The 16,145-nt window shown below is 56.4% G+C and carries 12 protein-coding genes; 8 read left to right on the plus strand and 4 right to left on the minus strand.

Annotated features, from left to right (window positions below):
- Positions 1–11: 11 nt before the first annotated feature.
- The 4 genes from NFU03_RS08785 to hutG all read right to left on the minus strand — a co-directional run bounded on the left by NFU03_RS08785 (position 12) and on the right by hutG (position 5,510).
- Positions 12–1,631: a putative bifunctional diguanylate cyclase/phosphodiesterase gene (locus tag NFU03_RS08785; protein WP_251637947.1), complete on the minus strand. Its 1,620-nt coding sequence runs from the start codon at positions 1,629–1,631 to the stop codon at positions 12–14.
- Positions 1,632–2,130: 499 nt separating this feature from the next.
- Positions 2,131–3,237, minus strand: coding sequence for a M24 family metallopeptidase (locus tag NFU03_RS08790; RefSeq protein ID WP_251637949.1), 1,107 nt, complete (start codon positions 3,235–3,237; stop codon positions 2,131–2,133).
- Between the two features lie 120 nt (positions 3,238–3,357).
- The gene (gene gltS / locus NFU03_RS08795) at positions 3,358–4,551 is read right to left on the minus strand and encodes a sodium/glutamate symporter (protein WP_251637950.1); all 1,194 of its coding nucleotides are present in this window, start codon (positions 4,549–4,551) and stop codon (positions 3,358–3,360) included.
- Positions 4,548–5,510, minus strand: a complete 963-nt coding sequence (gene hutG, locus NFU03_RS08800) for a formimidoylglutamase (protein ID WP_251637953.1) — start codon at positions 5,508–5,510, stop codon at positions 4,548–4,550. Before hutG ends, gltS begins: the two co-directional genes overlap by 4 nt.
- A gap of 134 nt (positions 5,511–5,644) precedes the next feature.
- Between hutG and NFU03_RS08805 the strand changes: the two genes are divergently transcribed.
- The 8 genes from NFU03_RS08805 to NFU03_RS08840 all read left to right on the plus strand — a co-directional run bounded on the left by NFU03_RS08805 (position 5,645) and on the right by NFU03_RS08840 (position 16,133).
- The gene (locus NFU03_RS08805; protein ID WP_251637954.1) at positions 5,645–6,523 is read left to right on the plus strand and encodes a LysR family transcriptional regulator; all 879 of its coding nucleotides are present in this window, start codon (positions 5,645–5,647) and stop codon (positions 6,521–6,523) included.
- Positions 6,524–6,672: 149 nt separating this feature from the next.
- Positions 6,673–8,514, plus strand: coding sequence for a S8 family peptidase (locus NFU03_RS08810; protein ID WP_251637956.1), 1,842 nt, complete (start codon positions 6,673–6,675; stop codon positions 8,512–8,514).
- A gap of 217 nt (positions 8,515–8,731) precedes the next feature.
- Positions 8,732–9,460, plus strand: coding sequence for a polysaccharide deacetylase family protein (locus NFU03_RS08815; protein WP_251637957.1), 729 nt, complete (start codon positions 8,732–8,734; stop codon positions 9,458–9,460).
- On the plus strand, positions 9,457–10,053 hold the full coding sequence (locus NFU03_RS08820; protein ID WP_251637959.1) for a DedA family protein: 597 nt from the start codon (positions 9,457–9,459) through the stop codon (positions 10,051–10,053). The genes NFU03_RS08815 and NFU03_RS08820 overlap by 4 nt, the downstream gene beginning before the upstream one ends.
- A 27-nt stretch (positions 10,054–10,080) precedes the next feature.
- Positions 10,081–11,259, plus strand: coding sequence for an MGDG synthase family glycosyltransferase (locus NFU03_RS08825; RefSeq protein WP_251637961.1), 1,179 nt, complete (start codon positions 10,081–10,083; stop codon positions 11,257–11,259).
- A gap of 611 nt (positions 11,260–11,870) precedes the next feature.
- Positions 11,871–13,037, plus strand: coding sequence for a hypothetical protein (locus NFU03_RS08830; RefSeq protein WP_251637963.1), 1,167 nt, complete (start codon positions 11,871–11,873; stop codon positions 13,035–13,037).
- Between the two features lie 15 nt (positions 13,038–13,052).
- Complete coding sequence (locus NFU03_RS08835) at positions 13,053–14,294, plus strand: metal-dependent hydrolase family protein (RefSeq protein ID WP_251637965.1); 1,242 nt, start codon at positions 13,053–13,055, stop codon at positions 14,292–14,294.
- A 411-nt stretch (positions 14,295–14,705) separates the two neighbouring features.
- Entirely contained in the window at positions 14,706–16,133 is a 1,428-nt protein-coding gene (locus tag NFU03_RS08840) for an amidohydrolase (RefSeq protein WP_285835437.1), read from the plus strand.
- Positions 16,134–16,145: the final 12 nt, after the last annotated feature.

Consider the following 16,145-nt stretch of genomic DNA (forward strand, 5'->3'; position numbering starts at 1 on the left):
GCCGCTGCCACTCATGGAAGAGTGACGGCGGCAGCTTTTTCAGTGACATCTGAAGCTGTCGGATAGTTTCCGATTGCAGGGGAAAGGCCATATGCCCGTTCGATCGTTTCCGGCTCTTGCGGCTTGCTGTACAAGTAGCCCTGGCCGAACTGGCAGCCGCCTTCTTTCAGCAGGACAGACTGCTGCTCCTCTTCGATCCCTTCTGCAATGAGGGCGATATTCAAGTTGCGCCCCATGTCGATGATCGTCTGGACGATCGACTGCATCGGCGGATGGGTGAGCATCTCCGACGTGAACGACCTGTCGATCTTCAAATAGTCGATCGGCAGGAAACCGAGTTTGCTGAGGGACGAATAGCCTGTCCCGAAGTCGTCGATCGCGATTTTCACACCGAGCGAACGGATATCCTGTATCGTTCTGCGGGACTCAACATCGTCCTGCATCATCGATTCCGTAATTTCGAGAATGAGCCGCTTTGCCGGGAACTGTGTGATTTCGAGCACTTCGCGGACGACGGCAGGAAAGTCCGGGTTGCGGAACTGCCGGATGGAGACGTTGACCGCGAGCCGCAGGGACAGATCCTTGCGGTGCCACTCGTGCATTTGCCGGCAGGCCGTCTCGAGCACCCACGTGCCGATGTCGTTGATGAGACTGGAACGTTCAGCAACGGGGATGAAGTCCGCAGGCGAGACGAGGCCGAGCTCCGGATGCTCCCAGCGGATCAAAGCCTCGCATCCTTCCAGCTTGTTTGTCTTCAAATCAATGACCGGCTGATAGTGGAGCGTCAGCTGATCTTTCTCGAGAGCTTTCCGCAAGTCGCTTTCAATCCGCATCTGCTTTTCGTCAATATCGATGGAGGCGCGGCAGAAGACCTGGAATGTGTTGCCACCCTGTTCCTTCGCCCTGTACATCGCTTTGTCTGCGTTCTTGATGAGCGAAGCGGCGTCCGCTCCGTGTTCGGGCAGATGGCTGATGCCGATGCTGGCCGAAGTATAGAGCTTCGTATCATTGACGATGAACGGCTCCCGGAAAGCCGCGAGCACGTTCCCCGCCACTTCGGCAGCCCGGTCATTCGGCAGTTCGGAGAGGATGACGAATTCGTCGCCGCCATGGCGGAAGACTTCCGTGCCGAGCGGCAGTGACTGCCTGAGCCGGATGCTGACGAGTTTGATGAATCGGTCGCCGGACAGATGGCCCATCGTGTCGTTGATGGTCTTGAAGCGGTCAAGGTCAAGGAACAGGATGCTGAGCTCCGTCCGTTCGGCCGCCTTTTTGTCCAGCACCCGGAACAGCTTGAAACGGTTCGGCAGCCCTGTCAGATAATCATGCGCTGCATTGTATTCGAGCTCGATATTGGAAAGGGCCAGCTGCCGCTGGATCGTTTCGTTCATGTCGAGCTGACGCTGCAGATGCAGTTCGGTCCGCCTGCTAGTTTTATAGACGTACAGCATGGCGGGGGTTGAGAAAACGATCAGAATGACTGCACTCAGGGCCGCCTCGACAAATTTACCGCCTGCGCCGATGCCGGTGATGCTGATCAGCAGTTCCTCAAAGATGATGGACAGGGTGATGATGCCTATGACAGCTGCGAGGAGCCGTCCGTATTTGGTCCGCTGAGTAGTCAGGTCCATGAAGCAACCGCCATTTCTATAGTGGGATGAGTGGATTGGAAAAAATGGTAAATTAACCAGTTGGAGTGTTCGTCCTTTATATCGACAATTTTCGCGCTTTCTCAATAGGAAAGAAGGAGAAAATGTGAAAAAGATAGTGACTGCAAGTGCTGGAAATTGCCGCGGGATGCGGACAGCTATAAGGAAGGGGGGATTCCAGTATGACTGAACCGGCTGGCGGTTTCAACGGAAACGGTGAAGGTGCGGGGGGAGTAGTTGTTGGCGTGGCGCGGGTTTATGAGCGCTTTTTTGGATTTATGAGCGTTTTTCAGGATTTATGAGCGCTTTCTGGGATTTATGAGCGCTTTCCGGGATTTATGAGCGGTTTTCCGCGTTTTATGAGCGCTTCCCATGATTTATGAGCGATCCCGCCGATTTATGATCACCAACACCGCCTGTAATCCCATCCCACACCAATCCACAAAAAAGCGGTCCCGTTCAACGGGACCGCCAAGTAAATTCAGCCTAGGATGCGCAGTTCGCGCGGGAACGTGGAGAGCACTTCGGCTTCGCCTTGTTCGTTGATGTAGACGGTGTCTTCGATGCGGACGCCGCCTTCATCCGGAATGTAGATGCCGGGTTCGATCGTGAAGACGAGACCGGGTTCAGCGATTTCCTCATTGTTCTGGTGGATGGACGGCTCCTCGTGCACTTCGATGCCGAGGCCGTGGCCGACACGGTTATTGAAGTAGTCCCCGAAGCCGGCGTCAATGATGACGCTGCGGGCCGCGATGTCGAATTCCTTGACCGGACGGCCGGCACGGACGGCCTGGATGCCGGCTTGGTTCGACGCGAGCACCGTATCATAGATGAGCTGCTGGCGCTCGGTCGCTTCGCCGATGATGAACGTCCGTGTCGTGTCGGACACATAGCCGTCCTTCGCCACGCCGAAATCGATGAGCAGGTAATCGCCGTTCCGGAGTTTGCGTTCCCCAGGTTCACCGTGCGGCAGTGCCGCTTTCTCTCCGGACAGGACGATCGACGAGAACGACGGGCCGTCCGCGCCGAATTTCCGCATGAGATACTCGAGTTCCGCCGTCAGTTCGGACTCGGTCATGCCGACTTTGACAAGTTTCGTCCCTTCCTCCAGCACGCGTTCGATGATTTCGATCGGTTTTCTCATCGCTTCGATCTCTTCGCGTGTTTTCCGTTTGCGCAGACTGTTGACGAACGGCTGCACGTCCGCCGCTTCCGCTTCAGGGAAAGCACCGCGCAATTCGTTGTAACGGTAGAAACTGACAGCTTTCGCTTCGATCCCGACTTTACCGCTGAGCGTCCCGACAGTTTCCCGGATGACGTCGAACCACAGCTGTTCATCGGAAATCGGTACGATCGACGGCACGTCCGAACTTTGCTGGGCCGCTTCTTTGTCGAGGGCTGGCGTGAACAGAACAGTCTTTCCGACCGCCGCTTCGACAAATAATCCGAGGAACCGCTCGTGCGGATCGGAGTGGAACCCGGTGAAGTAGAATACGTTTGCCGGATCGGTGATCAGCCCCGCCGCATATCCGTTCTCCTGCAAATGGCTGCGCAGCGCCGCGCGCCGGTTTTCATACATAGTCGTCATAAAACATTCCTCCATCATATATAGCATACGTATACAGTATGACGCATTTCAGCCGCTGAAAACAGGAGTTTGCACGGGGGAACAACAAAAAATCCGGCTGCAGGGAGCCGGATTTTTGCGTTAACCGAAAATATTGATGGTCGTAATGATGATCGGCATCGAGACGACGTCTATCAGGAATGCGCCGACAATGGGCACGATCAGATACGCCGTCCGTGACGGACCGTAGCGCTCGGTGACAGCGGCCATGTTCGCCATGGCGTTCGGCGTGGCACCGAGACCGTGTCCGGCAAAACCGGCACACATGACGGCGGCGTCGTAGTTCTTGCCAAGGATGCGGAACAGTACGAAGATCGCGAACAGGACGAGGAAGACGACCTGGACGAAAACGATGACGAGCAGCGGCAGGGCAAGACCTGCGACTTCCCAGAGCTTGATGCTCATGAGGGCCATCGACAGGAAGATCCCGAGCGCGACATCGCCGATCAGCGTGATGCTGCGCATGTGGATAATGTTGCCGTTGAACCGGTCGATGACGTTGCGGATGATGACCGCGACGAACATTGCTCCAACGTAGTTCGGCAGCGCGATGCCATTGGTGAGGGACGTGAACGCTTCGCCAAGCAGAGATCCGCCCGCCATCGATGCGATGATGAGGAACGCCTGCATTGTGAAGTTGTCGACGGAAATGGCTGGTTCGTGCATTTCCGCATTATATTCGAATGAATCCTCGGTTTCCGTCGATTTCAAGTTGTATTTGTTGATGAGGAACTTGACGAGCGGTCCGCCGACCAATCCGCCGGCGACAAGGCCGAACGTGGCGGCGGCGATCCCGATCGAGAAAGCTGAGTCGATGCCCATCGCTTCGACGGTCGTCCCGTAAGCTGTAGCTCCGCCGTGGCCGCCTTCCATCGAAACGGCGCCCGCCATCATGCCGATCAGAGGGTGGATGTCGAACAAGTAAGACATGGACACACCGATGACGTTCTGCATGAGCGCAAGGAACGCACACGCGATCCAGTAGATGATGAGCAGTTTGCCGCCGAGTTTGATAAGCGCAAAACTCGCCCCGAGGCCGACTGTCGAGAAGAATGTCAGCATGAACAAGTTCTGCAGCGACGTGTCGAGTGTGAAATCGACCACGCCTGTTGTTTTCAAAATGGTCGCGAGGATGGCGAACAGCAGGCCGCCGACGACCGGAGCGGGAATGCAGAACTTCTGCAGGATCCCGATTTTGCGGACGAGCCAGTTCCCGAGCAGCAGCAAGGCCATCGCGAGGAACAGGGTCGTCACCTGATTCAATTCAATCGTCATGTATGGTTCCCTCCAAGCAGTGAAACAATCGCTTCATTTGTTAAGTAGGCGCCGAGCTTGACCGTCCGGCCGCCTTCGTCGAGCGATGGGTTCACTTCCGATATGTCAAATGAAAGCGTTTTCTGTGAAGATGCAATGAAGCGGATCAGTTCCCGGACCAGTTTCGGCGAAAGTCCGAATGGCGACGGGGCACTGACACCGGGTGCTGCGGCAGCGTCAAGGACGTCCGAGCAGAGCGTCAGCATGATGATATCATGTTCATCGATGAACTGCTGCAGACGTGCTGTGACCTCGGTGAAATCGAGTACTTCAAGCTCCCGTTCCGTGAACCACTGCACGCCGAGCCGCTCCGCTTCGTCGAACAGCAGCTGTGTGTTGCCGAATTCCTGGATGCCGGCAACAAAATAGGAGACCGGACCATCGCCTTCGAGCATCTGCTTAAACATCGTCCCGGAAGACGGCTGTTCGGCATAGCTGCGCAAGTCGAAATGTGCGTCGATGTTGACGACACCGATCTTCGCATCTGGGCCCACAAACTCACGCACCCCTAAGTAATGCCCGTAAGCGGTTTCATGGCCGCCCCCGAGAATGACTGTGTTTTGACCGGCGGACAGGCTTAAGGCAATTTCCCGTCCCAGTTCCTGCTGGGCCTCTTCGAGACGGCCGCCTTCGCAGACGACTGTGCCGAGATCGGCGAGCTGCTGGGATACCGGCTGCCGCCACGGCAGTTTCGCCAGTTCCTTCCGCAAAGCGTCAGGACCTTCGGCTGCCCCGGTGCGCCCATTGTTGCGCCGGACCCCTTCGTCAGATGAAAACCCGATCAGCGCGCATGTCTCCTCATTGGGAACGCTTTCTTTCTGCGGATTCAGCTGGACAACCTGGTGGAGACGGTACGCCGCACGGTTGGATGCATCATCTATTCGGCCTTGCCAATTTTCAGGAGTTGCTGCGTTGATCATGAAAATCATCCTTTCGACATTATTTGCAATACGCTCCATTATACGAGCGGTCATTTATTATTTCAAATACCAATCATTCATTTACTTATGCCTTCGGGTTATAATTGAAGTGAAAAGGGAAGAGGGCGGTCTGGATGGACATCAAACAGTTGCGCTATTTTAAGGCGGTCGTGACGGAAGGAGGCTTCTCAGGGGCGGCAGCGAAACTCCACCTGTCGCAGCCGTCACTCAGCAAAGCGATCCGGACGCTCGAGGGGCAGATCGGTTTCCAGCTGTTCGAGCGGACGACAAAACGTGTGGATCTGACGGAGTCGGGGCGGGTGTTCTACGAACGCGCGGTGAAGGTGCTTGCGGAGATGGACATTTTCGAAAAGGAAGTCATTGAAGTGAAGGCGGCGGGGAGCGGCGAGGTCCGGCTCGGTATGATCGAGTCTGTGAAAAACTGGATCCCCGACGTGCTCGGATGGTACCGGACAGCCTATCCCGACATGCGCGTCGTCCTGAAGGAAGTGCTCGGCCGCGCGGATATCGAATATGCCCTCCGCAATCATGACGTCCACGCTTGCCTGACGAATGAGCGGATCGACGAACCCGATATCGTCACGCAGCCGCTTTATACGGAGAAACTGGTGCTTGTCATGCACGCGGAGCACCGGCTTGCATCACAGCCTGATGTCCGGCTTGCGGACGTGGCGGAAGAGCCGTTCATCATCACCGGGAAAGGATTCCAGACGCGGTCGAATATTTTGCAGGCGTTCGAAGAGGAAGGCCTGGAGTTAAACCTCTGCTGCGACGCGGACCGCTTTGAAACGATCCTGACACTCGTGGAAGCCGGAATCGGTGTATCGATCATCCCGCGGAACTACCTCGGTGAATCGGTACCCGATACGGTCGCCATCCGTGAACTGGCGAGTGCGAGCCTCGACCGCACCGTCTACCTGGCCTCGATCCGAAGCCGCTACCGTCCGCCGGCGGTCGAGGCATTGCTGAGGAGAATGGGCGGGGAAGGATGATGCGGCGTGACATGAAGGTACAAAGCAGCGGAGCCGGGCAACTGAGGTTTCCTTTATCAAGTCAAAGTTTTTTTGATAAAACTAGTAAACCAGGCCTGGCATGCAGCCGATAGTAACCATGACTTTACTATCGGAAAGAAGGAACATTCATGGGCAAATCCCGTCTTCTGCTGTCGTCCCTGCTGTCTGTGCTGCTATTGTCTTCCGGCAGAGCAACTTTACTTCCTTCAGCGGCAGCTGCGGCCGGAGAGCCCGGCACCCGAACGGTCACGGCACCTGACCTCCAAACTGACGAAACACCGAGCGAACTGCTCGTGCATTATACAGAACTGCCACGCTCCGTCGCGACTGTCCCTTCGCTCCCTTCCGAAACAGGGAATGCGGAATCGATCGCTCCGTCCGTGCAGCTGCTGACATTCGATACGCTGCAAGCGTGCGAGAAGGCGGCGGAGAAACTGGAGAACAATCCGCTCGTCGAAACGGTGGAACCGAATTATACACGGACTGCCGACGCGGTTCCGAATGATCCGTATTACACGGATCAGTGGTGGCTGAGCCACGTCAAAGCACCGTCGCTCTGGCCGCTCGCTGCGAAACAGACGAAACCCATCGTCGTCGCGGTGATCGACTCCGGTATCGACAGTTCGATCCTTGATTTTGCGGGCCGCATTGCGCCGGGCGGCTACAATTTCACGGATAGCAGCCAGGACGTGCGGGATACGAACGGTCACGGAACGAGCGTGTCCGGTGTCATCGCTGCTACGTTGAACAATGGATACGGCATCGCAGGGGTAACGGGTCCGTTCGATGTCAGGATCCTGCCGCTGAAGACAATCCGGCAGGACGGCACCGGCACGGTCGCGATGAACGTCCAGGCGATCGACTATGCGATCCGCCAGCATGCCGATGTCATCAACATTAGCCAGGGCGGGGTGTCCGCGTCGTCGTTCGAACAGCAGGCGATTCAGCGGGCAGCGGACGCCGGCATCCTGATTGTTGCATCTGCCGGGAATGACGCGGATAAAGGCAATCCGGTCATTTACCCGGCGGCTTACAGCCAAGTGCTCTCCGTCGCATCCGTCAACCGGTACAACGAGCATTCCGCGTTCTCCACGTATAATGAGGAAGTCGATCTGAGCGCACCGGGTGAAAAAATCGTGACGAACTGGCCTGGCGGGAAGTTCATGTCCATGTCAGGCACGTCGTTCTCGGCGCCGATTGCAGCCGGCGCTGCCGCAATGATCCAAGCGGAACTGCCGGGGCTGCCTCCGCAAGAGACAAAGACGCTGCTCATGGAGACAGCGAAAGATCTCGGTGCACCGGGCCGTGACCCAATCTACGGGGCAGGCGTCCTGGACATGGAAAAACTGTCTGCAGCATTGGCGGTGCGTCTGGAAAAGGCGAAAACTGTCCCTGTCACCGGCATCCAGTTGGATCAGCAGATGATGAACCTGACAATCGGGAATCCGGCCACGGCATCGGGCGGACAGCTGACCGCCCGTGTGCTGCCGGACAATGCCGCGAACCGGGCGGTCACATGGAACTCGTCCGATCCGCTCGTCGCGAAAGTGGATCAGACGGGAGCGGTCACCGCTGTCTCAAAAGGACAGGCGGTCATCACGGCGAAGACAGCTGACGGCGGGTTCACTGCGTCGGTTTCTGTCACAGTCACAGCCATCGCGCCGTTCACTGGCGATTTCCCTGACATGGAGATCGACGATGCAAAAATCTTCGCCATCAAGTTCAATACTGCTCTGAAACCGGACTTCGATTACACTGGCTATGTCCAAGTCGCTGCGCAGCCGGACAGCACGGCATCCATTGCAGGCACCGCTGTCCAGGCGGATCCGTCCGACCCGCGTATGCTGTACGTGGCGAAACCGTCACATTGGGCGAAAGGGACCTACTACCTGACCATCAAGAAAGGGCTGCCGGCGCAGTCCGGCAAACGGCTGAACCGCGACACCAGACTGAAATTCACTGTCCGCTGACCATCGTCAGCCAGCGGACGTTCCCGTGCATCCATGGAGGGTGCGCGGTTTTTTTATGTGCAGACAAGCGACAACCTATGCATGTGCCCAACTTAAGAAACTCTTCATAATTATGATAGGGAAACGGAAAGAAACGGCTGTCATACTTATAAATGTTCGATTGTCGGAAGAATGGGTAAATGATAATATACGAGAAAAGAAAAAAGGAGCGAGACGTATGAAGAGAGGGGTCTGGCGGGCTGCAGCAGCGACCGCATTCATCTGCGGCTCGTACACGGCAGGAACAACGCTGTTCATGCGGCTGACAGGAGCCGGTATTGTCAGGAGGGCGGCGGCCGGAACAGGGATCATCCTTACGTTCGATGACGGGCCGAACCCGCTATATACCCCGAAGCTGCTCGACCTGCTCGGCGAATATGGCGTCAAAGCGATTTTCTTCGTCGTCGGACGCCACGCGGAGCAGCATCCGGAACTGCTGCGCCGCATGCAGCGGGAAGGCCATTTGATCGGCATCCACCACTATCATCACCGGTCAGCATGGCGGCTGACACCGCGGCAGACGAAGCGGGAGATCCGGCGCACGGCGGCGGTCATCGAACGGATCACGGGAAACAAGCCGCATTTCTACCGCCCGCCATACGGTAAGCTGAATGCAGCCGTCCCTTTCGTGTCCGACCCTTTCATCACTGTCATATGGACCCATATACTGGGTGACTGGAAGGTCCGCACATGCGATCGCGACTTGCTGGGGCGGATGATGGCAGTCCCGGCAGACGGTTCCGTCGTCGTCCTTCATGATGACGGCAGCAACAAGGGGGCCGATGACGCGGCTCCGGGGCATATGCTGCCCGTCCTGCGGCAATATTTGGGGCACTGCAGGGAACACGGCATCGAGCTGCTGCATCCGGGCAGCCTCGTGAATGACAGCAGAGGCGTTCGCATATGACGATCGAAACACTGACGGACACCGTCCTCCGATATGGCAGCCTCATCATTTTCGTCCTCCTGTTCTTCGGGATCGTCGGCATCCCGTCCCCTGAAGAATCGCTTACGTTCCTGATCGGCGTCCTCATTGCCGAGCATCAGCTTTCGGCCATCCCTTCAGCGGCGGCCGCAGTGGCAGGTGCCTGGAGCGGCATGCTGACGGCATATGCAGGCGGCCGGTTCATCGGCTATCCGCTGCTGCATAAGATCGGCCGGTTCATCGGCCTGACGAAGGAACGGTGGGAGAAAGCGGAGCAGTCCTTTAAGAGGAGACGGAGGCGCACGATCCTGTTCGGGATCTTCATGCCGGGCATCCGTCAGATCAGCCCGTATTTCGCAGGACTTACGAAAATGCCATTTTATGAATTCGCTATACTTGGCGGTGCTGCATCTGCAAGTTGGGTGCTCCCCTTCCTGCTCGCCGGCTACTTCCTCGGCCGTTCGTTCGATGTCAATCCGAGCTATGTAGCGCTGGTCGGCGTCGTCTTCCTCTCCATCATGATCGGATGGTTCATCTACAAGAAAGTGCGTGCGAAACAGCGTGTCCAAAATTGAGCGTTGCCTGAATGGGAGGTGCAACTGATGACGAAAATCTTGTTTTTTCCGCATTTACAAATGCAGTCGGGCCACCACCAGGCCGCGGAGGCGCTGATGGACCTGATCCGTGAGCGGTACCCGGATTCGAATGTGAAGAAGATCGATCTGCTGTCGGAAACGAACCAGCTGCTGGAGAAAGTGATCCAGACCGGTTATCTGCAGTGGATCAAACTCGCTCCGCGTCTGTACAGCAGGGCATACAAACGGCTCTATTTCTGCAAAGAACCGCTCGACGGCCAATACATCTGGCACCAGTCGCTGTTCCTCCACAAATTGAAACAGCTCCTGAAAGAGGAGCAGCCCGATCTGATTTTCTGCACACACAGTCTGCCGTCCTGCATGCTCAGCAAACTGAAGATGGCCGGAAATTGCGATGTGCCTGTGGTCAATGTATATACCGATTTCTTCGTGCACGACTACTGGGGCCACCGCGGAATCGATGCCCATTTCCTGCCGACCGCCGAGGCGAAGGAGCAGATGCAGGATGATCCGCACGTGCCGGGCCGCCTGATCGTCACCGGAATCCCGGTGCACCGGGCCATCCGCCGACCGCAGCAGGGGAAAGCCCGGTCAGGATCGGCAGACAAACCGGTTGTCCTGCTGGCGGGCGGCAACAGCGGGCTTGGGTGTCCGTCCCGGATGTTCCAGGAACTGGAGGGGGCGGAGGATATGCAATTCGTCGTCCTGTGCGGGCACAATAAACGGTTGTACCGAAAAATCCAGTCGTGGAACCTCCCTCATATCCAGGCGCTGCCGTACATCGATTCCCGGGAGGAGATGAATGCCCTCTATGACAGGGCGGATGCTCTCGTCACGAAACCGGGCGGCATCACAGTGAGCGAGGGCTTGCGGAAACGGCTTCCGATGTTCATCCATTCCGCACTGCCGGGCCAGGAGGAGATGAATCTCGAGACACTCGTTCCGAAAGGGCTTATCACAGTGCTGGAAAAAGGGAGGCCGCTCGGGGACCAGCTGCGCACGGCACTAAGCGACCGCGTCCGCATGCAGCGGTGGCGGCGTGCGATGGATACCTACGCCGGCGAGCTGGCCGTGCAGTCGGATGACCAGCTGCTCGCAGTCGTCGAGGATCTACTGAAACCGGCGGACCAGAAAGCCAGCGCAGAAGCCCGTGCCGCGAAACGCCGGTCGTTCGTTACGACATGAGCCGATGCTGCTAGGATGCTTGGAATACTTGTGAACCTGTGATCGCCGTGGAGGCGTTGCAGGTTTTTTGTGTTGTGGGGGATGGGGGAGTGAGATGGGGGTGTATTCTGAGCGGTGTTGTGGGGTTATGAGCGTTTTTTAGGATTTATGAGCGGAATTCTGGGTTTAAGAGCGTTTTCTGAGATTTATGAGCGGTATTCCTGTTTTATGAGCGCTTTTTGGGATTTATGAGCGTTATTCCAGTTTTATGAGCGCTTTTTGGGATTTATGAGCGTTATTCCAGTTTTATGAGCGCTTCCCAAGATTTATGAGCGCTTTCCCGATTTTATGAGCACAAACCACCACCAACCTTCTTACTCTCCTTCCAATTAAGCCAATATCTCCAAATGTGCCCCTGCCACCTGGGCTGTTCCTCGAATAAATTCAAAAATACAGCCAAATCGACAAATCCCGCCGTTGTCAGATAGTAAGCGATTACAAAGTAATCATGATGACAGAAAAATTGAAAACTATCAAAAATACTGTGTACAGCTCGAATTCTAAGTGATATATTGGATACCTCGTAAGTTTTGAATTGCGAAATAATTACAACTTAGAAGAGGGTGAGCCGTATGCTTTCAAATCCATTAATCGCAACTGTACTCGTATTCGCGCTGATTGCCTTGGGCGAATGGCTCTCCATCGTATCCAGGGCGCGCGTTCCGATGCTGCTCACTGCCATGGTCGGCTTTCTGATCTTGACATGGACAGGCATCTTCCCGAAAGACATTTTGGAAAAGTCCCAGTTCGCGGCGCTCGGTGCCATCCTGATCGGTCCGGCCATCGTCCATATGGGCACTATGATTCCATTTTCCCTTGTTAAAACCCAATACAAAGCGGTGCTGATTGCGCTCAGCGGTGTCATCGTCTCGGCGATCCTGATCCTGCTGATCGTGCCGCTCCTGTTCGATTATCCGACAGCGGTAGCGGGTGTCGGCCCTATAAGCGGCGGCATCATCGCCCTTCTGATCACATCCGAAAAGCTGAAGGAGATCGGTATGACGTCCATCGTCATCATCCCGGCGCTCGTCGTCGCGTTCCAAGGCGTTGTCGGCATGCCGCTCGCAATGCATTTCATGAAAAAGTATGCAAAAGTCATCCAGGCGCAGCTCGACGACGGCACATTCGTTTCGATGGGCGGCCTTGAAGAGGAATCGGAAGTGACAGCCGCGGCCAAGAAGAATCCGCTTCGCTCAAGCGCGGTGCTGAAGCTGTTCTTCGTCTTTGCAGGAGCAGGAATCGGTACGCTGCTCGGTTCGGTCACGCCGATCCACTACACGCTCTGGTGCCTGCTGATCGGGATTGTCGGCTTGAAGCTCGGCGTATTCCAGTCGAGCGAACTTGAGCGGGCCAATTCGTTCACGATCACGATGATCGGCATCATTTTCGTCGTCATTGGCACGATGGCAGGCGTGACGCCGGGGCAGGTGCTCACGAATCTGCCGGCGATCATTGCCATCCTGGCCATCGGCAGCATCGGCATCTCGATCGGCGGTTACACTATGGCGAAGCTGCTGAAGTGGCACCCGTTCAAAGGAATGCCTGTTGCGCTCACCGCGCTGTTCGGCTTCCCGGGGGATTATATTCTCTGTGAAGAAGTGAGCCGCAGCTGTGCACGCAATGAGAAGGAAGAAAAACTGATTTTCAATGAACTGCTCGCGCCGATGGTCATCGGCGGCTTCACGACAGTGACGGTCGCTTCCGTGATCATCGCGGGTGTTTTGATCAAAACATTATAATCTGGAGGGATTTTCATGACGAAAACTATAATTGAAAACGGACTGCTCATCGACGGGACCGGCAGTGAACCGAAAGAAGGGCACATCGTCGTCATCGACGGCAGCCGGATTGCCTATACAGGGGCGGCGGACGCGTATACGAAAGACGGCACGGAGACGGTCATCGACGCGAAAGGCGGCACCGTCGTCCCGGGGTTCATCGATACGCATGTGCATATGATGATGGAGTATTCCTCCGTTGCCGACCGGCTCGCGACCCCGTTTTCGTTCATGTACTACCAGGCGATGGAGTACTTGAAGACGACGCTGCACGCGGGTGTCACATCTGTCCGTGATGCGCTCGGCACGGACTTGGGCGTCAAGAAGGCAGTGGAGGACGGACTGATCTCCGGTCCGCGCATGCAGCTGAGCATCAACGCTCTCACGACGACGGGCGGCCACGGGGACGGCTATACGGTGTCGGGCCAGACGGTCGATCTGCTGCCGTCGGATTACCCGGGGATGCCGGGTGGTATGTGTGACGGCGTGGAAGAGGTCCGCAAGAAGACGCGCGAAATGCTGCGGGCGGGCGCGGAAGTCATTAAAGTTCACGCAACCGGCGGTGTCCTGAGCGCGACCGACCATCCTGAATTCACCCAGTTTTCGCTGGAAGAACTGAAAGTCATTGTCGAAGAAGGGAAGTTCCGCAAGAACACCCGCGTCATGGCGCACGCTCAAGGCGCGGAAGGCATCAAGAACGCAGTGCGGGCGGGCATCCACTCGATCGAACACGGGATTTTCATCGATGACGAAGCGATCGACCTCATGATCGAGAACGGCACCTTCCTCGTTCCGACATTGCTGGCACCGGTTGCTGTGCTGGAAACAGCAGAGGAAACCGGCATGCCGGAGAGCGCAGTCCGGAAATCAGAAGAAGTCATCGACCACCATATTGCGAGCTTCAAGAAAGCGTACGACGCGGGTGTCAAGATCGCGATGGGAACGGATGCGGGTGTGTTCAAGCACGGCACGAACCTGCGCGAGCTCGAACTCATGTGCAATGCAGGCATGACGCCGCTCGACGCAATCGTTGCTTCGACGAAGACCGCTGCGGAATGCCTCGGCTGGGAAGACGAAGTCGGGACGATCGAGACCGGTAAGCTCGCGGACATCGTCATCGTCAAAGGCAACCCGCTTGAGGATATCGCTTCTCTCAAAGACCATGAAACAATCCAAGTCGTCATCAAAGACGGCAAAATTGAAAAAGACATCCGATAACCAACGCTCCTCCATGCAATCCGCCATGGAGGAGTTTTTTTTTGGTGTTCGTTTTTTGATGATCTTTTTTTCCGGTACCTGTGCGTCACACAACTTGGGCACTATTCGGAATAGTGTACGTTTGCCGATTAACTCTGCCAACTGGCCGATTGTTGGATTCATTTGGCCGATTCATGCTGCCGAATGGCCGATAACCGCTGCCATCTGGCCGATTCATCCCACGATTTGGCCGATTCCACGAAAAGTCCCCATGTCTTTATCTGAGACACCACATACACACTGCAAAAATCTACCAATCCTGAAAGATTAGCAAAAACCGTGTCGGCTATTGACGAATAGGAGAATAATCCTTACGATGTAATCAGTATATTTTTAGTATTCAATATATTAAAGGGGGAAACGGTTGTGAGTTTGCAGGCATTCACGAAAGAGTATATGGCACAGCACGCAGCGTATTTCGAAGAAGTGAGCCGATTCATCTTTCATCATCCGGAAACACGTTTCGAAGAATATGAGTCTGCGAAGTATTTGGCGGACCAGTGCGAAGCGCATGGGTTCATCGTCGAGCGGGGGGTCGGCGGAATTGAAACCGCCTTCACGGCGACTTACGGGGAAGGGCATCCGGTCATCGGGTTTCTGGGGGAGTTCGATGCGCTGCCTGAACTGAGCCAGGAGCCTGGCAGCACGGAGGAAAAACGGTGGGACCGTCATATCGGCCACGGGTGCGGGCATAACCTGCTCGGAACCGGGGCGTTTGCAGCGGCGTGTGCAGCAAAAGCGTACATGGAGGCACACGACTTGCCCGGCACAGTGAAATTCTTCGGCTGCCCGGGGGAGGAGGGGGGCTCCGGCAAGACGTTCATGGTGCGGGAAGGGGTGTTCGACGGGACCGACCTCGCGCTCACCTGGCATCCGTCGCCGTCGAACAGCATCATGAGTGTCAGCACGCTTGCAAATATCCAAGTGTTCTACCGGTTCAAAGGCGTGCCATCACACGCCGCCAATTCGCCTCATCTGGGACGCAGTGCGCTCGATGCCGTCGAGCTCATGAATTCCGGCGTTCAGTATTTGCGCGAGCATATGCCCGATCAGGCGCGCATCCACTATGCAATCACGAACACTGGGGGCTTTGCGCCGAACGTCGTCCAGGCGAATGCGGAAGTTCTCTATCTGATACGGGACGTCACGACGGAACGCGTCATGGCATTGTTCGAGCGGGTGAACAAAGTGGCGCAGGGGGCTGCTCTCATGACGGAGACGGACGTCACGTTCGAGATCGACAAGGCGTGTTCGAACTACATCCCGAACCGCGCGCTTGAGCGGATCCTGTATGACAGCCTGACGGAAATCGGCATCGAACCGCCGACGGAAGACGAAAAGCGGTACGCCCAGGGGATCTTCGAATCGATGTCGGAGGCGGAGCAGAAGGACTACCTCGGGGTGATGAAAGGATTCGGTTACGTCGGTGACGGATCCGAGTTCGCCGGCAAATACGTATCGGACTCCATATCGCCGTATGAGATCCCCACAGAGATCCTGACCGCATCTACGGACGTGTCGGACGTGAGCTGGATCATGCCGACCGCACAGCTGTCGACATCGACTTCGGCGCTCGGCACGCCGCTCCATACGTGGCAGATGACGAGCCAGGGGATTTCATCGAACGCGCATAAGGGGATGCTGCGCGCCGGGGCGTCGATGGCTTTGACGGCGCTCAAGATCTTCGAGAACACGGACCTGCTGGCGCCGATCCGGGATGAATTCACGGCCTTCTCGCAGGAGAATCCGTACACGTGCCCGATTCCGGAGGACGTCAAGCCGTCGCCGCTCAGCAAGTAATCTGATTAGGGG

It is taken from the genome of Sporosarcina sp. NCCP-2716 (genome assembly GCF_023707985.1).
GTDB lineage: Bacteria > Bacillota > Bacilli > Bacillales_A > Planococcaceae > Sporosarcina.